This window comes from Bradyrhizobium sp., from assembly GCF_030646015.1.
Taxonomy (GTDB): Bacteria; Pseudomonadota; Alphaproteobacteria; order Rhizobiales; family Xanthobacteraceae; genus Bradyrhizobium.
Map to the genome: position 1 here is coordinate 23869 of NZ_JAUSLT010000121.1, position 25189 is coordinate 49057.

Genomic DNA, 25189 nt, shown 5'->3' on the forward strand with positions numbered 1-25189 from the left:
TTCGCATCGTTCCGCGCAGTGGTAAGCACGGTTCCATAGGCAGTATTCGTTAAATATTAACCATTTACGGTGGCGCATTGAATTACGCCGGTAAATTTGGGTCGGGCACGCCAGATAATTTTTCCAGTGCCGGCTTCAAGATCGACGCGCTGGAACACCAGGGCGGCGGCGATAGCGTCACCATTCCCGATGCACATCTGTTGTTCTCCGGCGATTATTCGCGGTCGGGCGCCGACCTGATCGTTTCGGATCAGCTGCATCGCGTGGTGGTGCCGAACTATTTTCACGGCGACAAGCGTCCCACGCTGGTTTCGCCCGAGGGCGCGCCGCTCGATGCCAGCGTGATCGAGGCCATGACCGGGCACGTTCAGTATGCCCAGGCCGCGGGCACTGCTGCTGCGGCCGCCGCCAAGGTGGTCGGCCATGTCGTCAAGATGACCGGCAGCGCCAGCGTCGTGCGCAACGGCGTCACCGTCACGCTCAACAATGGCGACACCGTCCTGCAGAACGACGTCGTGCAGACCGGCAGCGGCTCCAGCGTCGGCCTCGTCATGATCGACGGCACCACCTTCAACCTCAGCGCCAACGCGCGCCTGATGCTGAACGACCTGACCTACGACGCCAGCAGCACCTCGAACTCGTCGCTGTTCACCCTGGTGCAGGGCGCGGCCAGCTTCGTCGCCGGGCAGGTCGCCAAGACCGGTGACATGAAGGTCGGCACACCTGTCGCCACCATGGGCATTCGCGGCACCGCGGTGATTCTCGATATCTCCGCGGTCGACGGCAAGGTCTCGATCTCGGTGATCGACCAGCGCGACGGTCTGACCCATGCCGTTCAGGTCTACAACAGCCGGGGAGTCCTGATCGGAACGGTCACCAGCAACGGCTCGACGCTGACGCTGACGCCGATCGCCAACTTCGAGGTGATCGCCCAGGAGAGCAACAAGACGGTCGCGCAGATCCAGCAGGAATTCAGTATTTTCCGGGAAGCGCTGACCCTCTACGAGATCCAGAAAGCGATCGATCCGAACCTTCCGCAGCACACCGAAAACAATACCGCCAATCCGCGGCAGTATGCCGCCGCCGGCAGCACCCCGGCTAACCCGCTTGCGCCCGTCTACATTCCTGCCGGCAGCACGCCTGGCCATACAGGCGATGGACTGCCGCCTGCTACGGTCGTGCTCAACCCACCGCCTGTTCCGGGGACGCCGGGAACCACCCCGGTTCAGCCGAGCCCCATTGTCGTCACGCTCAATATTATTCCCAATATTATTCCCAATGCGCCGCTGCCCTTCGTGGTGACGCCGCCGACCGTCAACCAGATCTCGGGGCCGGGCGGCGACCATTTCGGCCCGGTCATGAGCGCCGACGGGCAGTACATCGTCTACGACCCCGATGGCTCGATCTTCCTCTACAATCACCAGACCCACACCACGATCACGGTCGCCGAGGCGGGCAACGGCTTCAGCTACAGCGGCCAGACCATCAGCGCCGACGGCCGCTACGTCGTGTTCCAGGGCACTAACGGCACCCAATCTTACGTCTACATCTACAACAACGATCCCACCGACTCCGCGCACTATCAGCAAACGACCCAGCTCGCCGCCGGCGGCGCGCCCACGGTGTCAGGCGACGGCAGCAGGATCGCCATCGAGCACGGCGGCAACGGCATCGGAATCTACGATCCCCAGGGCCACGTGACCGCCACCATCACGGCGGCCGCGATCGGCGAGACCGGGTCGGTGTGGCTGCCGGCGATCAGCGCCGACGGCCATCTGATCGCGTTCTGGCAGACCGATGCGGCAACGCCGGGCGGCTCTGGCCATCTGTTCGTCTATGATCTCACGACCGGCACCGCCACCGAGATCGCCAGCACCGCCACCGACGCCGGCAACGCCGCGGCTTCGTTCAGCGCCGACGGCCGCTATGTCGTCTATCAAAGCGACGCGCCGGGTGGCCATTCGGAAATCTATCTCTATGATCTCTCCCTCGGGCAGGTCGTGTTCCACACCGCCAATGCGTCGGGCGCCAGCTACCATCCGGTGATCAGCCCGGACGGCAATTTCATCATCTTCGCCAGCGACGCCGAGCTGGCGGGCGACGGCAATGCCGTCACCGATACCTATGTCGTTGACGTCAGCGATCCCAATAACCCCATCTACCGCCGGGTTTCGAACCTCGCCAACGGCAACCAGCCCGACGGCAACGCCAATCTCGGCGCGACCATCAGCGCCGGCGGCCTGTACATTGCGTTCGCCAGCAGCGCCGCGCCCGGCACCGGCGATATTTTTCTCGCCGATCCGACCTCGGGCCGCAGTGCGATCATCCAGGAACGCGCGAACTCGCCGGCCATCCTCACCGCAAGCGGCGTCATCGACCTGACCGGCGATCACAACGGCGCCACGCTCAGCGTGGCGAATCCGAACGGCAGGTTCACCGCATCGTTCAATGCCCAGGGCGACATCGTCTGGAGCTTCAGCGAGCCGAAGTCCGATTTCGCCGCACTGCTGCCCGGCCAGAAAGTGACGCAGGATTTCGTCATCCTGCTGACCAACGACAGCGGCACGACGCAGATTCCGGTCCGGGTGGTGGTCTACGATGCGGATCTGCCGGTGACCTTTGCGGTGGCCAACCCCGGCACCATCGCCGGCGACAACAACGACAACACGCTGACCGGCACCGCCGACAACGACATCCTGCAGGGTTTTGGTGGCGACGACACCCTCAACGGTCTCGCCGGGTTCGACCGCGCCGTCTACACCGATGCGACCGGCGGCATCACCGTCGATCTCGCCGCGGGAACCGTGACCGGCCAGGGTATCGGCGCCGACACGCTGATCGGGATCGAGGCGATCCAGGGCAGCAATTTCGCCGATCATTATTCGGCCGCGGGCTTCACCGGCTCTTCCGGCCTGCCCGGCGTGCCCACAGGCTTCAACTCCTTCGAAGGCATGGCCGGCGACGACATCATCACCGGCAACGTCAATGTGCAGGGCCAGGCGCTGACGCGGATTTCCTATGCCAGCGCCAGTGCCGCCGTGGTCGTCGACCTTGCCGCGGGCACGGCGACCGGCAATGCCTCGGTCGGAACGGATCATTTTACCAACGTCAGTAGCGTCATCGGATCCGGCTACGGCGATACGCTGCGCGGCAGCGACAATGAGAACGGCAGCTTCGAGCAATTCGATGGCCGCGGGGGCAACGATACGATCGAGGGCCGCGGCGGCTATGATTTCGCCGCTTACAACAGCGACCCCGCCACCCATTCGGGCATCACGGTCAACCTCGCCTCCGGCACCGTGACCGGCGACGCCTCGGTCGGCACCGACACGCTGCGCGGCGTCGAAGGCGTGCGCGGCACCCACTTCGCCGATATCTACAATGCCGTGGGCTTCAACGCCGGCAGCACCAATGCCGGCTCATTGGGCGCCTTCAACAATTTCGATGGCCAGGGCGGCAACGACAGCATCACCGGCAACGGCAACACGCGGATTCAGTTCTCGCAATCGACGGCCGCCGTGCTCGTGGACCTCGCCTATACCGCCGCCGGCGGCACCGGCGTGGCGCTCGACCGGGCCGACGCGCTCAATCTGACAAACCTCGACCTCGCGTCGGTCGGGATCGACGTCATCTATGGCGGCGTCAACGCCGTGATGGGTTCGATGTTCGGCGACAGCCTGTTGGGAAGCGCCAACGACGAGCAATTCATGGGTCTCGCTGGCGACGATTTCATCGATGGCCGCGGTGGATACGACATCGCGCAATACAATAACATGACCCACACCACGGGTGGAATCAGCGTCAACCTCGCCGCCGGCACCGTGACCGGCGATGCCTCGACCGGCACCGATACGCTGCGTGGTATCGAAGGCGTTCAGGGCACCAATTTCGCCGACAGCTTTGATGCGACCAATTTCGGCGCCGCCGGCTACCTCAATGCTGCGGAGTTCAACGTCGGCAATTCAGGCACCTTCAATCAGTTCGAAGGAATGGGCGGCGACGACACCATCACCGGTAACGGCAACACCCGCGTCATTTATTTCAATGCGACGGCGGGCGTCACGGTTGACATCGACGACGGCACGGCCGACGGCAACGCTTCGGTGGGGCATGATGATTTCAGCGGCGTCAACGGCGTCGTCGGCAGCGATTTTGCTGACACCCTGCGCGGCAGAGATAACTGCTGGGACCGCTCGAGCAATTCGAAGGACGCGGCGGCGACGACACCATCGACGGCCGCGGCGGGGCCGATCTGGCGATCTACAACGATCCGAACGCAACGACGGGCATTACCGTCAACATGTTCGCCGGCACCGTCGACGGCGACGCCGCCGTCGGTCACGACACGTTGATCTCGGTCGAGTTCGTGATCGGTACCGGGTTTGACGACGTCTACAACGCGCTGAATTTCGTCGGCTACAACGGCTTCCAGGGCCTCGGCGGCGACGATCAGATCGTCGGTAACGGCCATACCGATCTCGGCTATTACAGCGCCACGTCGAGCGTGACCATCGACATGGCGCTGGGAACTGCTGATGGCGATGCCTCGGTCGGCCATGACACTTTCAGCGGCGTCGATGAAATCGGCGGATCGAATTTCGGCGATAGCATTCGCGGCGATGGCAATGACAACATTCTATTTGGTGGCGGCGGCAACGATCTTCTCGATGGCCGCTCCGGAACCGACTCCCTGATCGGCGACACAGGCGCGGACACCTTCGTCTATGCGACCGGATACGGCAACGACACCGTCATCGACTTCAACCGCGGCGAGGGCGATCGGATTGATCTCACCGGTGTGCCGGGCGTCTATTCGCTGGCCGATCTGCATCCGATCCAGGATGGTCCGCACACCGTCATCACCTTCAGCTCCGGCAACTCGCTGACGCTTCAGGGCGTCTCGGCGGCGAGCCTGGTCGAGAGCGATTTCATCTTTGCCCCGCCGAACGATGCGCCCGCGATCAGCTTCGCGCCGACCTATCTGCACTTCGGTGGCGACTCGGCCGCCATCGGCCCGGCCACCACCACCCATGTCGGCAATGGCGCGGAGGATGGCGTCACGCTCGCGGGCTGGGTGAACTGGGACGGCCAGGGCAACGCCGAGGACGCCCAGCTGCTGTTCTACAACGGCAGCACGTCGGACGCCGGTTTCGGTGTCAATGGCATGATGACCGAGGGCGGTCTTGCGCTGCATATTTATGCCGGCGGCATCGGCGGCTTCGATACCGATGTCACGCTGGCCGCCGGAGAATGGCACAACGTTGCGCTGTCGCACGTCAACGGCACCTTCACGCTCTACGTCGATGGCGTGGCTGAATTCACCCTCGAGCAGGGCGTGAACGGCATTCCGGGTTCATACGACTACCCGGATTTCACCATGATCGGGGGCGTCACGGTTGACGGCGTCGAATTCCAGACCGAGGGTTTCCACGGCTCCATCGCCGATGTCAGCGTGTGGAACACCGCGCTTACCCAGCAGCAGGTTCAGGCGGCGCAGTTCACGTCGTTGACGGGCAACGAAAGCGGCCTCGTCGCCTATTTCCCGCTCAATGACGGTAGCGGTACGACCGCGGCCGACCTGACGAACGGCGAGGGAGGCCTGACGCTGCTCGGAGATCCGGGCTGGACCGCCAACAGCGGCGACAACTGGCTCGCCGACGGGGTGACGATCAACGAGGACACCCCGCTGAGGTTGACCTCGCTGTCGGTATCCGACCCCGATGCCGCCAGCGCCCCGATATCGGTGACGCTGAGCGTGCAGCACGGCACGCTCGCCTTCGACGACGCTGATATGCCCGGATTGACCGGCGATCTCGACGGCAGCGACGGCACGGTTTCGCTGACCGGCTCGCAATCGGCCATCAATGCCGCGCTGGCCAATGGCGTGGTCTACATTCCGGAGTCGAATTACAGCGGGCCCAGCCAACTCACGGTCACCGTCAACGACCAGGGCCATAACGGACCGGGCGGCGCGCAGTCGGCGACGGAGCATTTCGATTTCAACGTCGCGCCGGTCAACGACGCGCCGGATTTCACGGGCGGCAGTGTCGGTACGGCGTCTGTGGCCGGTGCCGCGGTCGCGATCGCAACCGGGGTCTCGGCGAGCGATATCGACAGCGCCGACTACGTCGGCGGGTCGCTGACCGCGACAGTGACGGCCGGAGGTCACCAGGGCGATACGCTGTCGATCGCGGAGAGCGGATACATCCACTACGATGCTTCCGGCCATATCGTGAGTTTCGATTCCGACGGTGCGGCCAATGGGGCCAACTTTGTCGAAATCGGCACGCTCACCGACAATATCAACAGCCTGACGATCGCGCTGAACGGCAACGCTACCGATGATGCCGTTGCCCGGCTGGCGCAGGCGATCCAGTTCGCGAACGGCAAGCAGGACGCGGTTCCCGGTACCCGGACGGTGACGTTCACGCTCAACGACGGCGACGGCACCGCCAATGGCGGCCACAACACCGACTATTTCAATGCGACGGTGGATCTCGCCGCGGCGTCCTCCAACAACGCGCCCGTCGCGGGCAACGACAATGTCATTGTCCGCCCCGATTACATCGCCATCGCCAGCACGCTGATCACCAACGACAGCGACCCCGACGAGGACTCCTTCGCGATCTCCGGTGCTGCGTACGGCGAGAACCAGGCGACGCCGGGCGACGGCACCTACACCATTCAGGGGCAGTACGGAACGATGCGGTTCTACGCCACCGAACAGGTATCGGTGACGTTCGGGGGATTCGTCGACTTCCACGTCTATGCCGGCAACTACATCTACGCGATCGGCCAGGACGCCAACGGCGAGTCGATTCCCGGCATTCCGATCTACGACCTGCAGCCAGGTCAACTGCCGGCGCTGACGGATGTATTCACCTACACCATCACCGACAGCCACGGCGCGGTCTCCGCTCCCGCTACAGTGACGGTGACGTTCGAGCCGTCGTACGTCGATCTCAGGGTGCGCACGGCGGACGGTTACGACACCACGACGCTGTGGAGCGATCTGCACGACGGCGACCTCACATCCATCGACGCAAACCATCTCACGGTCGAGATCGGCGGCAGGACGATCGTGATCGATGCCAAGGGCCTGCAATGGACCGGTTCGATCGAGGAAGAGGTCACGCTGACCGGCGGCCTCATCAGTGGCGTTCACGTCTCTGATGCATTTGGACCGCTTTTCGAGGCGACGCGTTTCAATATTCCGGCCACGGATATCGACGCCGCCGTGCAGAGTAACACCCCGGAGGCGTTCGACGCCATCCTCGCCGAATATGGTTATGACAGCCACGCAGCGCCGGTGCCGATGTGCTGCGGGGCGGCGATCTGGCCGACTACATCGATGCCGGGGGCGGCGCCGATACCATCGACGCCGGCAAGGGCAACGACGTCATTACCATCAGTGACAACGCCGCGTGGAATATCGACGGCGGTGACGGGGTCGACACCATCAGACTGTCCGGCGCCTTCAATCTGGCTGCCGGGCCCGAGGGTCAGAATCTGACCAACATCGAAATCATCGATCTCAACAAGACCGATGCCAACACCATCGTCGTCCAGCCCGAGGACCTGTATCAGGTCAATGCGGGCCATGTGGGACGAATTCTCGGCAACGGCAGCGACACCGTGGTGCTGGCCGGCGAGTATTACGGGCATCGCGACGGTCATTGGACTCTGGCGCAAACGGGCGCCTTCTATTCTCCTCCCGGCGATTCCGCGACGGCGGGGGTCTCGTTCGACATGTACGAATACAGGGACCAGGGGCTTCTCTTGGGGACGCTGTATGTGGAACAGGGTGTGACCGTCGACCGCGCGCCGGTCATCCTGACCAGCGATCTTCAGACCGGCGGAGACGACTTCGGCGGCACGATCGTAAGCCAGCTTTCGATCGCGGACGACCAGGCCAATGGGTTTACCGTCACTGTCGTGGCCGCTCACGGCACGTTGGCTCCCGTTGGCCCGCCATCAGAGATCAATAATTTCGACGATGGCACCGACGGCACGTTGTGGGGGGCGGGGCCTCTCGGATCCATCAACCAGATGCTGACGGAAGGATGGATTTATACGCCCGACGAGAATGTCCCGCCGACCGACATGGTCACGATGACCATCGCCGACAACCTCGGCGGCAGCGATACCGTGAATTTCGTCTTCAACCAGACCGGCGAGGGCCCAATCACGCTGCAGGGCACTGCCCTCAAGGACGTGATCTTCGCGACCGGCTACAGCGACACGCTCACGGGAGGCGCCGGCGCCGACCAGTTCGTGTTCACGGCCGATAGCGGCGTAGACACCGTCACCGATTTCAGGCCGGGCCAGGACAGGATCGATCTGGTGAATGACCTTCCGTTCGATGCAGGCAATCAGGTTTCGTTCGACGCCTGGCTCACTTCCTCAGGCCAGGTCGTGCAGCAAGGTGCGGACACGCTCATCACACTGGGTGACGACTCGATCCTGCTTTCGAATGTCAGCCGCAGCAGCCTGCACATGAACGATTTTATTCTGCATCCCAGCGGCGGCGGTTTCGACTAGCACCGGCTACGCCAGCCGCGGAATGTCCATCCGCCCGACCTCGGCCAGCACCGCGGCGAGATCCTGATGCTCCGAGCCGCTCACACGGTTGAACATCGGCAATTCCCGCAGAACCCCTGGATCGGACCACCCAGCATACAACCGATTTATGCGCGGGTTATAGTATTGTCCCCACCGGCATCTGGTGCCGCAATCCCCTGATGTGATACCCAATCGGAATGAAGCGGCTGAGGGTAGTGCGGCGCTGGTTCAAGCGCAGGTTCGGGATTGCCAGGCTGGTCTGCCTCGCGATCCTGCTCGGGCTGGCGGCGCTGCGCGTCGCCGACCCCTTTGCGATCGAGGAGCTCAGGGTCAGGACCTTCGACGGCTTCCAGGTCATCGAGCCCCGGGTCAAGACGGCCAAGCCGGTCACCATCATCGACATCGACGAAAAGAGCCTGGCAAAGCTCGGCCAGTGGCCGTGGCCGCGGACCCAGGTCGCGGATCTGATCGACAAGCTCACCGCGCTCGGCGCCGTCGTGATCGCCTTCGATATCGTGTTCGCGGAGCCCGACCGGCTCAATCCGGCGGTCGCGGCCGACACCATCCCCAATCTCGACGAGGATGTCAGGGCCAAGCTGCGCGCGCTGCCGAGCAACGATCGGATCCTTGCCGATTCGCTCAAGCGCTCGCGCGTGGTGCTGGGCCAGTCCGGCTTTCCCTATGTGCTCGGCGAGCTCGACAAATCGTTGCCGGTGACGGGGCTGGCGATGCGCGGCGAGGAGCCGCAGCCGTTCCTGTACGATTTTCCAGGCCTGCTGCGCAACGTCCCGGTGCTGGAGCAGGCGGCTGCGGGGCGTGGCCTGTTCACGATCAAGAACGAGCGGGACGGCATCGTGCGGCGGGTGCCGATGATCATGCTGGCGCAGGGCGCGACCATGCCGTCGCTGAGTTTTGAAATGCTGCGGGTCGCATCCGGCTCCGGCACGATCCTGACCAAGGCCGACAAGGCCGGCATGCAAAGCGTCGCCGTCTCGGGCTTCGAGGTCCCGACCGATCGCAACGGCCAGGTCTGGGTGCATTTCGCTCGCCGCGATCCATCGATCTACGTCTCGGCGATCGACGTACTTGAAGGCCGTGTCCCGCCCGAGAAGATTGCGCAGAAGCTGATACTGATCGGCACCTCGGCGGTCGGTCTTCTCGACACCAAGACGACGCCGGTCGATCCTGTCATGCCCGGTGTCGAAATTCACGCCCAGGTGCTCGAAAGCGTGCTGACCCGAACCGTGTTGTCGCAGCCCAATTGGGCTATATCAGCGGAATTCTTCTTTGCACTCATCCTCGGGCTTCTGGTGATCGCATTTGCGCCGATGTTCGGACCGGTCACCCTGGTTGCGGTCGGCGTCCTGTTTGCCTCGGCGCTGATCGGCACCTCCTGGTATTTCTACACCCAGCACCGGCTGCTGATCGATTTCACCTACCCGCTGGCGTCGACCATGTCGATTTACCTGACCCTGGTGTTCTCGAGCTTCGTGCGGGAGCAGAAGCAGCGGCGGCAGATTCGCTCGGCCTTCGGCCAGTATCTGTCGCCGGCGCTGATCGAGCAGCTGGCGCAGTCGCCGGAAAAGCTCCAGCTCGGCGGCGAGGAGCGCGAGATGACGATCATGTTTTCCGACGTCCGCGGCTTCACCACCATCTCGGAATCCTACAAGCACGATCCGCAGGGCCTGACGGCGCTGATGAACCGGTTCCTGACGCCGCTGACCAACGCCATTCTCGATCGCAAGGGCACCATCGACAAATACATGGGCGACGCCATCATGGCGTTCTGGAACGCGCCGCTCGACGACAATCAGCACGAGATCAATGCCTGCGAAGCCGCGCTCGACATGCTGGAGCGGATCGACCAACTCAATCAGGAGCGCGAGATCGAGGCGCAGGACGGCGGCCACGTCTATATCCCGATCAATGTCGGCGTCGGCCTCAATACCGGTGTCTGTGTCGTCGGCAATATGGGGTCCAATTTGCGCTTCGACTATTCGGTGCTGGGCGACAGCGTCAATCTGGCCTCAAGGCTGGAGGGGCAGTCCAAGGAGTACGGATTCCCGATCATCATCGGCTCGAAGACCGCGATGGCGGTCAAGGACAAGTTCGCGATTCTCGAACTCGACTTCATCATGGTCAAGGGCAAGAAGGAGCCCGAGGTGATCTACGCCATCGCCGGCCGCGAGGACACCGCGCAGTCCGAAAGCTTTCAGCGTTTGCGCAACCTGACCATCGAGATGCTGGCATGCTATCGCAACCGCGACTGGGACGGCGCGCTGGCGGCGATCGCGCGCGGCCGCAAGTCCGACGACGGACACGCGCTGGAATATCTGTACAATTTGTACGAGGCCCGAATCCGCCTCTATCAGGAAAACCCGCCGCCGGAAAACTGGAACGGCGCATTCGCGTTGCTGACGAAGTAGGGCCGCGGCGCAAGCGATCGTAGGGTGGGCAAAGCGTCCGCCAGAGCTCAAAGAGCGAAGGCGGATGCGTGCCCACCATCTTGACGAAGCATCGCGAATGGTGGGCACGGCGCGAAGAGTGCGCCTTTGCCCACCCTACGGCTTTCCTCTACTCCAGCCCGATCGTGGTCAGATCCTGAAACCAGTGCTGCGCCTGCACGAATTTCTTCACCTTGGGCGACAGCGCATGCGGGTTGGTGTCATGCACCACCCACACCAGGGTGGCGTCGTCGACGATCATCGCATGGGCCTGCGCCAGCAATTCATCCTGTTTGGCGACATCGAAGTTCTGCTTGGCCTCGTCGATCAGCGCGTCGACCTTCGGATTCTTGTAGCCGCCCCAGTTGACGCCGACCGGCGCGATCTGGCCGGAATGGAAGAACCGCACGATGGCGTAGAGCGGGTCCGAGGTCACATAGGCGATGTTGTTGGAGGTGATGCCGGCGTTCATTTCGTCCGCCGCGCCCTTGCGCCAGGCCGTATATAGATTCTCGAGCTCGACCACCTTGAAGTCGACCTCGATGCCGATCTCCTTGAAGCTCTGCTGCAGGAATTCGTTCATCGGCAGCGACAGCATCTGCCCGGTGCCGCCTTGCGCGATGACGAAGGTGGTCTTCAGCGGCTTCTCTTTGGAGTAGCCGGCTTCCTGCACCAGCTTCTTCGCCGCCGCCAGATCGTATTTGAGATCAAAGGAAGGCTTGCCGAACCACGGGCTCGACGGATCGACCTGGCCCTTGGCGGGTTTGGCGAGGCCGTTCATCAGGCCGACCACCGCCTCGCGGTCGATCGCGAGGTTGAGCGCCTTGCGCAGGCGGATGTCGGTCCAGGGCGAGCCCGGCAGCACGCTGAGATGGTAATTCCATACATGCGGGGTGATGTTGTCGACGATGCGCATTCCTGCCGATTTCAGCTGCGGCACCGCGTCCGGCGCCGGCGTCTCGATCAGGTCCACCTGTCCGGCCAGCAGCGCGTTGGTGCGCGTCAGCGCTTCCGGCATCGGGATCAGGATGATCTTGTCGGCCTTGGGAAGACGCTTCTTGTTCCAGTAGTCCGCATTCTTCGAAAGTTCCGCGAGTTCGCGCGGCACCAATTTAGTCAGTTTGAACGGTCCGGTGCCTGAAGGTGAGGCAGCGAACTTGTCCCAGTCCTTGCCGAGCTTCTCGTATTGCGCCGGACTGGAGACCAGGAACCAGAGCATCTGATAGGGGAAGAAGGAGTCGACGGCCTTGGTGGTGATTTCGATGGTGGAACCGTCGACCTTGGCGTAGCTCGCCACCGAGGGCAGCCGGGTCTTGACCTGCGCGCTCTGCCGCTTGTCGAATTGCGGCGCCTTGTCGTTGAGCACCTTGTCCAGATTCCAGATCACCGCATCGGCGTTGAAATCGCTGCCGTCATGGAACTTGACGCCCTGCCGCAGCGTGAACCGCCACTTCTTCTTGTCGGCTTCATCGACCTTCCATTCGGTGGCCAGCCCAGGCACCAGCTTGCCGGGCCGCTCCGACACGTCCATTTCCCAGGCGACCAGCGGGTCGTAGATCGTATAGGCGCTGAATTGATAGGCACCTGCTCCGCGATCGGGCTGTCCGGTGGTCAGCGGAATGTCCGCCATCGAGATTCCGTACCGCACCACTGTCTCGGCTTGCGCCGGTACGGCGAACAGGCCGGCGCTGACGGCAAGTGCCGCGGCAGCAAGAAGCATCGAGTTTCGGGTGCGCATGTACCAGGCTCCGTGAGGGGGAAACGGATTGTGCATTGCAAACTTGATGCCAGAATAGGCATTCATTCCCTGCGCCGGCCCGCGGTCACAACGAATTGTGCGTCAAATAGCCTTTCGGAGAATAATTGCTTCCCTTGGCATGCGCGTTGCATGAGATTGCATAAGAAATAGTCATCAAAAACGAGAAGGAGTTGCTGGGATGCGTGCTGCAAAATCTTGGAAATATCGGGCCGCCACATTCGCCGTGCTTGGGGTTGGCCTGGTCGCCGCACTGCCGCAGGCAGCCGTCGCCCAAACCACCCTGCGCATCGGCATGACCGCCGCCGATATTCCGCGCACGCTGGGCCAACCCGACCAGGGTTTCGAGGGCAACCGCTTCACCGGCCTCACCATGTATGACGCCCTGACGCTGTGGGACCTCTCCTCTGCCGACAAGCCGAGCGTCGTGATTCCCGGGCTCGCGACCGAATGGAAGGTCGACGAGGCCGACAAGAAGAAGTGGACGTTCAAGCTTCGCCCCGGCGTCAAATTTCACGACGGCTCGCCGTTCAATGCCGACGCCGTGGTCTGGAACGTGGAAAAGGTGCTGAAGCAGGATGCGCCGCATTTCGATCCGAGCCAGGTCGGCGTCACCGCGTCGCGGATGCCGACGCTGGCTTCCGCGCGCAAGATCGACGATCTCACGGTGGAATTGACCACCAAGGAGCCGGACAGCTTCCTGCCGATCAACCTGACCAACCTGTTCATGGCGAGCCCGGCAAAATGGCAGAAGCTGTTCGAGACGGCGGAAGGCGCTGACGCCAAGGCCAAGTCGCAGGCCGCCTGGGCCGGCTTCGCCCGCGACGCTTCCGGCACCGGGCCATGGAAGATGTCGAAGTTCACGCCGCGCGAGCGGCTCGAACTGGTGAAGAACGAGGCCTATTGGGACAAGGCGCGCGTCCCCAAGGTCGACAAGATGCTGCTGTTGCCGATGCCCGAGGCCAATGCCCGCACCGCGGCGCTGCTCTCCGGCCAGGTCGACTGGATCGAAGCCCCGGCGCCGGATGCGGTGAAGGAAATCAAGGCGCGCGGATTCCAGCTGCAGTCAAATGAGTCGCCGCATGTCTGGCCGTGGCAGTTCTCGCGCGTCGAGGGTTCGCCCTGGAACGACATCCGCGTTCGCAAGGCGGCCAATCTGTGCATCGATCGCGAAGGGCTGAGGGACGGCCTGCTGGCCGGCCTGATGGTGCCGGCGACCGGCACTTTCGAGCCCGGTCATCCCTGGCGCGGCAAGCCGACTTTCCAGATCAAGTATGACAAGGCCGCGGCGCAGAAGCTGATGCAGGAAGCCGGCTTCGGCCCGACCAAGAAGCTGACGGTGAAGACCCAGACCTCGGCGTCGGGTTCGGGCCAGATGCAGCCATTGCCGATGAACGAGTATCTGCAGCAGGCTCTGGGCGAATGCTATTTCGACGTGCAGCTCGACGTGATCGAGTGGAATACGCTGTTCACCAACTGGCGCCGCGGCGCCAAGGACCCCACCGCCAATGGTGCCAATGCCACCAACGTCACCTATGCGGCGATGGACCCGTTCTTTGCCCTGGTGCGCTTCCTGCAATCGTCGATGGCGCCGCCGGTCTCGAACAATTGGGGTTTCATCAATAATCCCAAGTTCGACGAACTGGTGACCAGGGCGCGCCAGACCTTCGAACCGGCGGCGCGCGATGCGGCGCTGGCCGAACTGCATGCGGCCTCGGTCGACGACGCGGCGTTCCTCTATGTCGCCCACGACGTCTCTCCGCGCGCCATGAGCCCCAAGGTCAAGGGCTTCGTGCAGCCGAAGAGCTGGTTCGTGGACTTCTCGCCGATCTCCATGACGCCGTGATCGGCGGACTTTGCGCTTTCTACCCTCTCCCCCTGCGGGAGAGGGTGGATCGAATGCGCTTCAGCGCATTCGAGACGGGTGAGGGGTCTGTCTCCGCGGATGCAGACCCCTCATCCGGCGCGGACTGCGTCCGCGCCACCTTCTCCCACAAGGGGAGAAGGGAAGAAAAAGGTGACCAGTGCTCGTCTATATCGCCCGCCGCATCGTCTATGTGATCCCGATCGTCATCAGCGTGGCGCTGGTGTGCTTCCTGCTGGTGCACATCACGCCCGGCGATCCCCTGGTGGCGGTTCTGCCGGCCGATGCCTCGCAGGAACTGGCGGCGCAACTGCGCATCGCCTACGGCTTCGACCGGCCGCTGCCGGTGCAGTTCGGAATCTGGCTGTGGAAGGCGGTCCATGGCGATCTCGGCAATTCCATCGCCACCGGCCGCCCGGTGCTGTCGGAAGTGCTGCGCGCCGTCAGCAACACCGTGACGCTGGCGATCGCGGCCGCGCTGATCGGCTTCACGCTCGGATTGTTCTTCGGGCTGCTCGCCGGCTATTTCCGCGACACCTGGATTGACAAGGTCGCGACCTCGATCGCGATCGCCGGCGTCTCGGTGCCGCATTACTGGCTCGGCATGGTGTTGGTCATCATCTTCTCGGTGCAGCTCAACTGGCTGCCCGCGGTCGGCGCCGGCCCCGGCGGCTCCGGCGCCTGGGGCTGGGACTGGGAGCACATCCGCTATCTGATCCTGCCCGCGATCACCACGTCGGTGATTCCGATGGGCATCGTCACCCGCACCGTGCGCGCGCTGACCGGCGACATCCTTTCGCAGGACTTCGTCGAGGCGTTGCGCGCGAAAGGGCTGCGCGAGATTCATGTGTTTCGCCACGTCATCAAGAACGCAGCACCGACCGCGATGGCGGTGATGGGCCTGCAACTCGGCTACATGCTCGGCGGCTCGATCCTGATCGAAACCGTGTTCTCCTGGCCGGGCTCGGGGCTGCTGCTGAATTCCGCGATTTTCCAGCGCGACCTGCCGCTGCTGCAGGGCACTATTCTGGTGCTGGCGCTATTCTTCGTGTTCCTCAATTTGATGGTCGATATCACGCAGGCGGCGATCGACCCGCGCATCAAGCGGAGTTGACGCCATGGCGTTGAGTCGAATCGGCAGCGACATGATTTCACCTCTCCCCGCTTGCGGGGAGAGGTCGGATCGCATCGTCAGATGCGATCCGGGTGAGGGGGACTATCCGCGAGTCCGAGTGCACGGAGAGTCCCCCTCACCCCGACCCTCCAAGAGCGAGCTTCGCTCGTCTCGACCCCGCAAGCGGGGAGAGGGGGAATGAGCGCGATGACAGATACCGCCCTGCAGGCCGCACCCGCCACCAAGGCGCGGGGCTACTGGGCGACGGTCGGCCGCCGCATCGCGCGCGACAAGGTCAGCATGGTCTGCGCCTTCATTCTCGCGCTGATTTTCCTCTCCGCCATATTCGCGCCGTGGCTGGGGCTCGCCGATCCCTATCAGGGCTCGATGATTCGCCGGCTCCGCCATATCGGCACGCCGAACTATCCGCTCGGCACCGACGAACTCGGCCGCGACATGCTGGCGCGGCTGATCTATGGCGGCAGGCTGTCGCTGCTGGTCGGCATTCTGCCGGTCATCCTCGCCTTCATCATCGGAACCTCGCTCGGCCTCGTCGCCGGCTATGTCGGCGGCAAGCTCAATACCGCGATCATGCGCACCATCGACGTGTTCTACGCCTTTCCCTCGGTGCTGCTGGCGATCGCGATCTCGGGCGCGCTGGGCGCCGGCATCATCAACTCGATCGTCTCGCTGACCATCGTGTTCGTCCCACAGATCACGCGCGTGGCCGAGAGCGTCACCACCGGCGTGCGCAACATGGATTTCGTCGAGGCGGCCCGCGCCTCCGGCGCCGGCGCCTTCACCATCATGCGGGTGCACATGCTGGGTAACGTGCTCGGACCGATCTTCGTCTATGCCACCGGCCTGATCTCGGTATCGATGATCCTGGCCGCCGGCCTGTCGTTCCTCGGCCTCGGCACCAAACCGCCGGAGCCGGAATGGGGCCTGATGCTGAACACGCTGCGCACCGCGATCTACATCAATCCCTGGGTGGCGGCCCTGCCGGGCGCCATGATCTTCGCGGTATCGATCTGCTTCAACCTGCTCAGCGACGGCATGCGCAGTGCCATGGACATCCGGAACTGACGTCATGATGACCCCAGAAATGCTTGATCGTGAGACGCCGCGGCAGGGGATGCTCTTCACTCCCCTCCCTCCACGCGCTCTTGCGCGTGGCGGGGAGGGGTCGGGGGTGGGGGGTAGTGCGGCATTTACGGAAGCATCGGTCCTAGCCGATAGACCCCCCACCCCCGACCCCTCCCCGCCGCTTCGCGGGGGGAGGGGAGAAGAAACGCGCCGACCTCTCCCAAAGGGAGAGGTAAGATGAGCACCATCGAGGCACCCGTCGAAACGCTGGAGAAGGTCGAGGATATCGGCGGCGCGGCGCAGCCGCTGCTGCAGGTCAACGGATTGACAAAGCATTTTCCGGTGCGCGGCGATTTGTTCGCCAAGCGCAAGACTGTGCGCGCGGTCGATGACGTCTCGTTCTCGATCGCCAAGGGCGAAACCGTCGGGATCGTCGGCGAATCCGGCTGCGGCAAGTCGACCACCGCGCGGCTGTTGATGCACCTGATGAAGCGCGATGCCGGCGATATCATCTATGACGGCATGCAGGTCGGCCGCGCGCTGTCCTTGCGCGCGCTGCGCCGCGGCATGCAGATGGTGTTTCAGGACAGCTACGCCTCGCTGAATCCGCGCCTCACCATCGAGGAATCGATCGCGTTCGGCCCAAAAGTCCACGGTATGACCGACGACGCCTCGCGCGCGCTGGCGCGCGAACTGCTCGGCAAGGTCGGTTTGCGGCCGGAAAATTTCGCCAATCGCTATCCGCACGAGATTTCCGGCGGCCAGCGCCAGCGGGTCAATATCGCGCGTGCGCTGGCGCTGTCGCCGCGGCTGGTGATCCTCGATGAAGCCGTCTCGGCGCTGGACAAGTCGGTCGAGGCGCAGGTGCTCAACCTGCTGGTCGATCTCAAGCGCGAATTCGGACTGACTTACCTCTTCATCAGTCACGACCTCAACGTGGTGCGTTATATTTCCGACCGCGTGCTGGTGATGTATCTCGGCGAAGTGGTCGAGCTCGGCCCGGTCGACCGGGTCTGGGACGCGCCGGCGCATCCCTACACGCGGGCGCTGCTGGCGGCGATGCCGTCGTCCGATCCCGACAACCGTACCGAGACGCCGCCGATCTCGGGCGATCCGCCCAATCCGATCGATCCGCCCCCCGGCTGCCGGTTTCACACCCGTTGTCCGTTCGCGGAGCCGCTCTGCGGAAATGCCACACCAAAACTCACGGCACTCGATACAATGGGCCATGAAGCGGCGTGCTACATGGCCATTCCGGGCTCCGGGCACAGCCGCGCACCGGCACACGCATGATCATTATGCGTAGTAGAGAGGGAGCGGACGCCAGATGACGAAACCGACAGCGAAAGAGATCAAGGCGATGACGGAGATCACGGGTTTGCCCGTCGATGCCGAGGTCGCCGCACGCATCGCCCATTCTATCGGCCCGGCCTATGAAGGTTTTGCGTCGGTCGCCGGCACGCTGCCGTTCGATCTGGAGCCGGCAAATTTCCGGCTGGTGCAGGCGGCCAAGGTGTCCAAATGAGTACCGAACCCGCTCTGATGTCGCTGACCGCGGTCGCGCAGGCGATTGCGCAGAAGAAGTTCTCGTCGCGCGAGGTGACGCAATCCTGCCTCGACCGGGTCGCGCAATGGCAACCGCGTCTCAATGCTTTCATGGCGATCGAGACCGATGCCGCGCTGAAGGCGGCCGATGCCGCGGATGCGGCGCTGGCGAAAGGCAAGTTGGCCGGCGTGCTGCACGGCGTGCCGCTGGCGCACAAGGACATGTATTACGACGAAGGCCACGTGGTCACCTGCGGTTCGAAGATCCGTAAGGATTTCGTCGCCACCACGACCGCGACGGCGCTGCAGCGGCTGAAGGACGCCGGCACGGTGCGCCTCGGCTCGCTGCAGATGGTGGAGTTCGCCTACGGGCCGACCGGCCATAACCCGCATTACGGTCCGGTGCATAACCCCTGGGCCATCGATCATATTACGGGCGGCTCGTCGTCGGGCTCGGGCTCGGCGGTCGCGGCACGATTGACGTTTGCGGCCCTGGGCTCCGACACCGGCGGCTCGATCCGGCTGCCGGCGCATTTTTGCGGCGTCACCGGCTTGAAGACCACCGTCGGGCGCGTCAGCCGCGCCGGTGCCATGCCGCTGTCGCAGTCGCTCGATACCGTCGGGCCGCTGGCGCGGACCGCGGAGGATTGCGCCTTGCTGCTCGGCCTGATGGCGGGCGCGGATCCGGAAGACCCCACTGCAATCACCGGACCCTTGCCGGATTACATGGCCGCGACGCGGGAGCCGATAAAAGGCCTGACCATCGGCGTACCCACCGCGTTCTATGTCGACGACCTCGATCCCGATGTCGCGCGGATTCTCGATGAGACCCTGGCGGTGCTGAAGCGCGAAGGCGCCACGATTGTCCAGGTCGAATTGCCCGAGCAGCGCCAGCTGACGGCGGCGTGCCAGTTCGTGCTCGCTACCGAGGCCGCCGCTTTCCACAAGCGCTGGATGGTCGAACGATCAGGCGATTACGGGCCGCAGGTCTTCATGCGGCTGCAGAACGGTCTGGCGTTTTCCGGCGTGTCCTATCTCGAGGCGATGCGCTGGCGCGGCCCGGCGCTGGCGGCGCACAATACCGCGGTCGCCGGCGTCGATGCCATGATCATGCCGGTGGCGCCCGTGGCTGCGCCCACTATCGCCGAGAGCGATGTCGGCAACAGCCCCGACGCGGAGGCGGTCATTCAACGGCTGACGCGCTTCACCCGCCCGATCAATTATCTTGGGTTGCCTTCGCTTTCGATTCCCACTGGCTTCACCAAGGGCGGTCTGCCGGTCGGCATGCAGCTGGTCGGCCGTTCGTTCGATGAAGCCATGATCCTGCGCATCGGTGCCGCGTTCCAGCGCGCCACCGACTTCCACGACAAGGTGCCAGATTAAGCCATGAGCAATCTCGTCGAAATCAAGAACCTCAACATTCGTTTCAGCGGCGAGCGCACCGTGCATGCCGTCAACGACCTCAGCCTCACGCTGGGCGAGGGCGAGGTGCTTGGCCTGCTCGGCGAGTCCGGCTCGGGCAAGAGCGTTACGCTGCGCGCGCTGATGCGGCTGTTGCCGAAGAAGCGGACGCAGATCTCCGGCAGCGTGCAGGTGCTGGGGCGCGACGTGCTGGCGCTGAATGATGAGGAACTGTCGGCGTTTCGCGGCCAGACCGTCTCGATGATTTTTCAGGAGCCGGCGCTGGCGCTCGACCCGGTCTACACCATCGGCCAGCAGATTTCCGAAAGCGTGATGCGCCACGAGGGCAAGAGCCAGGCGGAGGCCACCGCGCGGGCGCTGGAGATGCTGGAAGTGGTGCGGATTCCCTCCGCCAAACGACGGCTCGATGCCTATCCACACGAGATGTCGGGCGGCATGCGGCAACGCGCCATGATCGCGCTGGCGCTGGCCTGCAAGCCGAAGATCCTGCTCGCGGACGAACCGACCACGGCACTGGACGCCACCGTGCAGATCCAGATCCTGCTGCTGCTGCGCGAACTGCAGCGCGAATTCGGCATGTCCGTCATTTTCGTCACCCACGATATCGGCGTCGCCATCGAGATCTGCGACCGGGTGGCGGTGATGTATGCGGGCCAGATCGTCGAGCAGGGCAAGCTCAGCCAGATCGTGCGCACGCCGATCCATCCCTACGCGCGCGGCTTGCTGGCTTCCACCGTCCACGGCGCCAAGCGCGGCCAGCGGCTGGAAACCATCCCGGGCACGCCGCCCTCGCTCGACAAGGCGCCGGTCAACTGCTCGTTCGCACCGCGCTGCACCTTCGCGCAGCCGCGCTGCATCGAACGCCTGCCGCCCAATGTGCAGGTACCGCCGGACCGGATCGCGAGATGCATTCTGGCCGAGCCGATGGCGGCGGTGACCTAGCGACGAGCAAGAACTCGTAGCCCGGATGGAGCTAGCGGACGGCGCGAAGCGCCGCCCGATGGCGTAATCCGGGTGCGGATGTGAGGCCGGCCCCGGATTTCGCAAGGGCTCCATCCGGGCTACGGGCTAACGATCACTGAGAGCCGGCCTTACTTACCTCGCCCCGCTTGCGGGGAGAGGTCGGCGCGAAGCGCCGGGTGAGGGGAGTCTCGACAGACTCGGACTCGCGGATAGTCCCCCTCACCCGGAGACTTCGCTGTCGCTCCGTCTCCGACCTCTCCCCGCGAGCGGGGAGAGGTGAGGCCGCTACCGCTCGAAAAGTCTCACGCGCTGACGCGCGGGTCGGCCCATTTCTCGATCTGGGAAGCCCCGATCACCTGCTTGGGCTGATGCGGGTTGAGCGTGCCGGCGCTGGCCGACCAGCCCTTGGCGAGAATCTGCAGGGCAAACAGCTTGGCGTCGACTTCCGACCGGAACGTACGGGTCGATCGCACCGCGCCCTCGGCGCTGTCGTCCGTCTTCACGGTCTTGTCCGGCCCGAAGGCCACGTACCAGGTGTCAGGTTGTGTCATGGTTGCATAACAACGGTCGCGGCCGAAAGTTCCGATGCGAGGATTCGGCGGCTGGCTCATGGCCAAAAAAGGGCCGCCCCGAAGGACGGCCCCATTCGATGTGATCGTTGCGTTGGTCTGTTACTCGACGATCTCGACGATGCGGCGGGTGCGCGGCTCGACCAGAACGGTGCGGCCGTTCACCACGGTGTAGCGATGCTCGCGAACGCCATATTCCGGCGGCACGTCGTAATAGGTGACGCCGTCTTCCGGCAGCACGACGCCGACCCGGACGTCTTCGCGATACTGATAGGACGGGCGGCGCTGCTCGACCACATAGCTGCGGAAGCGCGGACGCTGATCGACGCCGAGAACGCCGGCGACGCCACCGACCACACCGCCCACGACGCCGCCGACCACGGCGCCGACCGGACCTGCGGCCCGTTCACCGTCGCGCGCGCCGCGTTCGATGCCGCCGGGGACGCCCTGGGCAAGGGCCAGCGAAGGAATGGCGAGAACGGCGACAAGCGCAGCGGTTCCGAGAAAACGGCGGATCATGATAGCTCCAAGGTGATTGGGAAGGTGCATGACAACCGGCCGGGAGCCATTATGTTCCGTCCGCCCGCCGTCCGCAGCGGCGGTAACCCGGCTCCCGCGGGGCGAATCGCGCCCCGATCAGCCCGGTCCTCCTCCGATCGGAGGATAGGCCGGCGCGGCCCGCCGGCCCCGCGCGCGCGGGCCAATAACGTTTAGGTTAACGCGAGTTACATGGACGCTGGCCGCAAACATCGGTAGAACTGCGCCATCGCACCCCTCGTGATGAGATCAGGATAGATGGCAGCCGCTCCCGGTGTCCGGCGTTCCGAACTCGGCGATGCGTTGCGCGCCTGCCGCAACGCCTTCGTCGGCGTCGGCCTCATGAGTTGCATGATCAATCTGCTGTATCTGACCGGCTCGATCTTCATGCTGGAGGTCTACGACCGGGTGCTGCCGAGCCGCAGCATTCCGACGCTGGTCGGCCTCGTGATCCTGGCCGGCGGATTATACGTCGCCCAGGGCATCCTCGATCTGATTCGCGGCCGCGTGCTGGTCCGGATCGGCACCTCGCTCGACGAAGCGCTCAATGCCCGGGTGTTCGATACCGTGGTGCGGCTGCCGCTGATGGTGGGCGGCCGCAACGAGGGCCTGCAGCCGCTGCGCGATCTCGACAATGTCCGCTCGTTCCTCTCCAGCTTGGGGCCGGGCGCGTTCTTCGACCTGCCGTGGCTGCCGTTCTACCTGGCGATCTGTTTCGCGTTCCACACCATGATCGGCCTGACCGCGCTGGTCGGCGCCATCATCCTGGTCACGCTCACCATCATCACCGAATTCATGTCGCGGGCGCCGGCGCGCGAGGCCATGGGCCTCGCGGCGCGCCGCAACGACCTGGCCGCCACCAGCCGGCGCAACGCCGAAGTGCTGGTCGCGATGGGCATGTCCGGCCGGCTGACGAAGCGCTGGAGCGAAGCCAACGAAAAATATCTCGCCGGCAACCAGCGCGCCAGCGACGTCGCCGGCGGTCTCGGCGCCATCGCCAAGGTGATGCGCATGGTGCTGCAGTCAGCGGTGCTCGCGGTCGGCGCCTATCTCGTGATCAACCAGGAAGCCACCGCCGGCGTCATCATCGCGGGCTCGATCCTGAGCGCGCGGGCGCTGGCGCCGGTCGATCTCGCGATCGCGCACTGGAAGGGTTTTGTCGCCGCGCGGCAGAGCTGGCATCGCCTCAACAAGCTGCTGGAAACGCTGCCGGCGCCGACGGAGCAGACCCTGCTGCAGAGCCCGTCGAAGCGGCTGTCGGTCGAGGGCGTCAGCATCGTGCCGCCGGGCGATCAGAAGATCATCGTGCAGGACGTGACCTTCGCGCTGGAAGCCGGCAACGGCCTCGGCGTGATCGGGCCGAGCGGATCGGGCAAGTCGTCGTTGATCCGCGCGCTGGTCGGGGTCTGGCAGCCGGTGCGCGGCAAGGTGCGGCTCGACGGCGCCGCGCTCGACCAGTGGTCGAGCGACGTGCTCGGCCGCCACATCGGCTATCTGCCACAGGATGTCGAGCTGTTCGCAGGCTCCGTTGCGCAGAACATCTGCCGCTACGATCCCGAAGCCACCTCCGACGGCATCATCAAGGCCGCCAAGGAAGCCGGCGTCCACGACATGATCATCAAGATGCGCGAGGGCTATGACACCCAGATCGGCGAACAGGGCACCGCGCTTTCGGCCGGCCAGGCGCAGCGCGTGGCGCTGGCGCGGGCGCTGTATGGCGATCCGTTCCTGATCGTGCTCGACGAGCCGAACTCCAATCTCGACACCGAGGGCGACGAGGCCCTGACCCGGGCGGTCCGCGCCTCGCGCGAACGCGGCGCTATCGTCGTGGTGGTCGCGCACCGGCCGATCGGTATCGAGGCGGTCGATTTGCTGCTGGTGCTGAAGGACGGCCGCATGCAGGCCTTCGGGCCGAAGGAAACCGTGCTGGGCCAGGTGCTGCAGCAGCGCGTCGCGCCGCCGTCGCCGATCAAGATCGTCTCCGAAGGGGGAGTTGCCAAATCATGACGGACAAGCCGAAGCGTGGTTCGAGGGCGTCGATCCGGGTGCACATGATCGTCGGCCTGTCCGTCATCCTGCTGCTGGTGGGCGGATTGGGCACCTGGGCATCGACCGCGCAGATCTCGGGCGCGCTGATCGCGCCGGGACAGATCGTGGTCGAATCCAACGTCAAGAAGGTGCAGCATCCGACCGGCGGCGTGGTCGGCGAGGTGCGCGCCCGCGACGGCATGGCGGTGAAGGCCGGCGACATCGTGGTGCGGCTCGACGACACCGTCACCAAGGCCGGCCTCGCCATCGTCAACAAGGCGCTCAACGGGCTGTGGGCGCGGGCGGCGCGGCTGGAGGCCGAACAGCGCGGCCTCGACCGGATCACCTTCCCGCCGATGCTGCTCGACCGCCCCAACGATCCCGACGTCCAGAACGTCATGGCCAGCGAGAGCAAGCTGTTCGAGGTGCGCACCACCGGGCGCGCCGGACAAAAATCGCAGCTGCGCGAGCGCGTCGCCCAGCTCAAGGAAGAGATCGCCGGCCTCTCCGCCCAGGAGCAGGCCAAGGACAAGGAAATCGCGCTGGTCGAAAAGGAACTGGTCGGGGTTCGCTCGCTCTACGAGCAGCGGCTGGTTCAGCTCTCGCGCCTGACCGTGCTGGAGCGCGACGCCGCAAGGCTGTCCGGCGAACGCGCGCAATACATTGCCGCGAGGGCGCAGGCCCGCGGCAAGATCACCGAAACCGAGCTGCAGATCATCCAGGTCGACAAGGACCTGGTCAGCGAAGTTTCAAAAGATCTGCGCGAGACCAACGACAAGATCGGCGAATTCGTCGAGCGCAAGGTGACGGCCGAAGACCAGTTGCGCCGGGTCGACATCCGCGCCCCGCAGGACGGCATGGTGCTGCAGTCCACCGTCCACACCGTGGGCGGCGTCATCACCGCCGGCGACGCCATCATGATGATCGTGCCGCAGGCCGACGATCTCTCGGTCGAGGCCAAGGTCAATCCGCAGGACATCGACAAGCTGCAGATCGGCCAGAAGACGGTGCTGCGGCTGTCGGCGCTGAACCAGCGCACCACCCCGGAACTGAACGGCGTGGTGTCGCGCGTCTCGCCCGACGTCACCACCGACCAGCGCACCGGCCAGAGCTACTACACCATCCGCGTCTCGATGTCGCCGCAGGAAGTAGCACGGCTCGGTGAAGTCAAGCTGATCCCGGGCATGCCGGTCGAAGCCTTCGTGCAGACCGGCGACCGCACCATGCTGTCCTATCTGATGAAGCCGCTGAGCGACCAGCTGATGCGTTCGTTCCGGGAGCGGTGATCTCGCGCCCGTA

Annotated in this window: 15 protein-coding genes and 1 pseudogene; 13 read left to right on the forward strand and 3 right to left on the reverse strand. The window is 64.4% G+C overall.

The window, feature by feature from the left end:
• Positions 1–77 precede the first annotated feature (77 nt).
• From Q7T45_RS19015 to Q7T45_RS19030, 4 genes and pseudogenes are all read left to right on the forward strand, one after another.
• Positions 78–4352, forward strand: coding sequence for a FecR domain-containing protein (locus tag Q7T45_RS19015; RefSeq protein WP_304872655.1), 4275 nt, complete (start codon positions 78–80; stop codon positions 4350–4352).
• Between the two features lie 164 nt (positions 4353–4516).
• A pseudogene (locus Q7T45_RS19020) lies at positions 4517–6712 on the forward strand (LamG-like jellyroll fold domain-containing protein); the annotation flags it as partial.
• Between the two features lie 605 nt (positions 6713–7317).
• Positions 7318–8541: a hypothetical protein gene (locus tag Q7T45_RS19025; protein WP_304872656.1), complete on the forward strand. Its 1224-nt coding sequence runs from the start codon at positions 7318–7320 to the stop codon at positions 8539–8541.
• A 218-nt stretch (positions 8542–8759) separates the two neighbouring features.
• Positions 8760–10988 (forward strand): CHASE2 domain-containing protein, encoded by a 2229-nt coding sequence (locus Q7T45_RS19030; protein WP_304872658.1) that lies wholly within the window; start codon positions 8760–8762, stop codon positions 10986–10988.
• 148 nt (positions 10989–11136) lie between these two features.
• Here Q7T45_RS19030 and Q7T45_RS19035 read toward each other — a convergent pair whose 3' ends face one another.
• Entirely contained in the window at positions 11137–12744 is a 1608-nt protein-coding gene (locus Q7T45_RS19035; protein ID WP_304872659.1) for an ABC transporter substrate-binding protein, read from the reverse strand.
• 199 nt (positions 12745–12943) lie between these two features.
• On the opposite strand from Q7T45_RS19035, the gene Q7T45_RS19040 reads away from it, so the two are divergent.
• The 7 genes from Q7T45_RS19040 to Q7T45_RS19070 all read left to right on the forward strand — a co-directional run bounded on the left by Q7T45_RS19040 (position 12944) and on the right by Q7T45_RS19070 (position 20735).
• Positions 12944–14608 (forward strand): ABC transporter substrate-binding protein, encoded by a 1665-nt coding sequence (locus Q7T45_RS19040; RefSeq protein WP_304872661.1) that lies wholly within the window; start codon positions 12944–12946, stop codon positions 14606–14608.
• A 178-nt stretch (positions 14609–14786) separates the two neighbouring features.
• The gene (locus tag Q7T45_RS19045; protein WP_304872663.1) at positions 14787–15740 is read left to right on the forward strand and encodes an ABC transporter permease; all 954 of its coding nucleotides are present in this window, start codon (positions 14787–14789) and stop codon (positions 15738–15740) included.
• A gap of 198 nt (positions 15741–15938) precedes the next feature.
• Positions 15939–16826: an ABC transporter permease gene (locus Q7T45_RS19050; protein WP_304872665.1), complete on the forward strand. Its 888-nt coding sequence runs from the start codon at positions 15939–15941 to the stop codon at positions 16824–16826.
• A 237-nt stretch (positions 16827–17063) separates the two neighbouring features.
• Positions 17064–18119, forward strand: coding sequence for an ABC transporter ATP-binding protein (locus tag Q7T45_RS19055; protein ID WP_304872666.1), 1056 nt, complete (start codon positions 17064–17066; stop codon positions 18117–18119).
• A gap of 34 nt (positions 18120–18153) precedes the next feature.
• On the forward strand, positions 18154–18351 hold the full coding sequence (locus Q7T45_RS19060) for a hypothetical protein (protein WP_304872668.1): 198 nt from the start codon (positions 18154–18156) through the stop codon (positions 18349–18351).
• Positions 18348–19754, forward strand: coding sequence for an amidase (locus Q7T45_RS19065; protein ID WP_304872669.1), 1407 nt, complete (start codon positions 18348–18350; stop codon positions 19752–19754). Before Q7T45_RS19060 ends, Q7T45_RS19065 begins: the two co-directional genes overlap by 4 nt.
• A 3-nt stretch (positions 19755–19757) precedes the next feature.
• Positions 19758–20735 carry an ABC transporter ATP-binding protein gene (locus tag Q7T45_RS19070; protein WP_304872671.1) on the forward strand — a complete coding sequence of 326 codons (978 nt, stop codon included), beginning with the start codon at positions 19758–19760 and terminating at the stop codon, positions 20733–20735.
• 323 nt (positions 20736–21058) lie between these two features.
• Here Q7T45_RS19070 and Q7T45_RS19075 read toward each other — a convergent pair whose 3' ends face one another.
• Complete coding sequence (locus tag Q7T45_RS19075) at positions 21059–21307, reverse strand: hypothetical protein (protein ID WP_304872672.1); 249 nt, start codon at positions 21305–21307, stop codon at positions 21059–21061.
• 120 nt (positions 21308–21427) lie between these two features.
• Positions 21428–21844, reverse strand: a complete 417-nt coding sequence (locus Q7T45_RS19080) for a DUF1236 domain-containing protein (RefSeq protein WP_304872674.1) — start codon at positions 21842–21844, stop codon at positions 21428–21430.
• A 276-nt stretch (positions 21845–22120) separates the two neighbouring features.
• Between Q7T45_RS19080 and Q7T45_RS19085 the strand changes: the two genes are divergently transcribed.
• Together Q7T45_RS19085 and Q7T45_RS19090 are read left to right on the forward strand one after the other, a co-directional pair.
• Positions 22121–23869, forward strand: a complete 1749-nt coding sequence (locus Q7T45_RS19085) for a type I secretion system permease/ATPase (RefSeq protein ID WP_304872675.1) — start codon at positions 22121–22123, stop codon at positions 23867–23869.
• Positions 23866–25176, forward strand: a complete 1311-nt coding sequence (locus tag Q7T45_RS19090) for an HlyD family type I secretion periplasmic adaptor subunit (RefSeq protein ID WP_304872677.1) — start codon at positions 23866–23868, stop codon at positions 25174–25176. Before Q7T45_RS19085 ends, Q7T45_RS19090 begins: the two co-directional genes overlap by 4 nt.
• Positions 25177–25189: the final 13 nt, after the last annotated feature.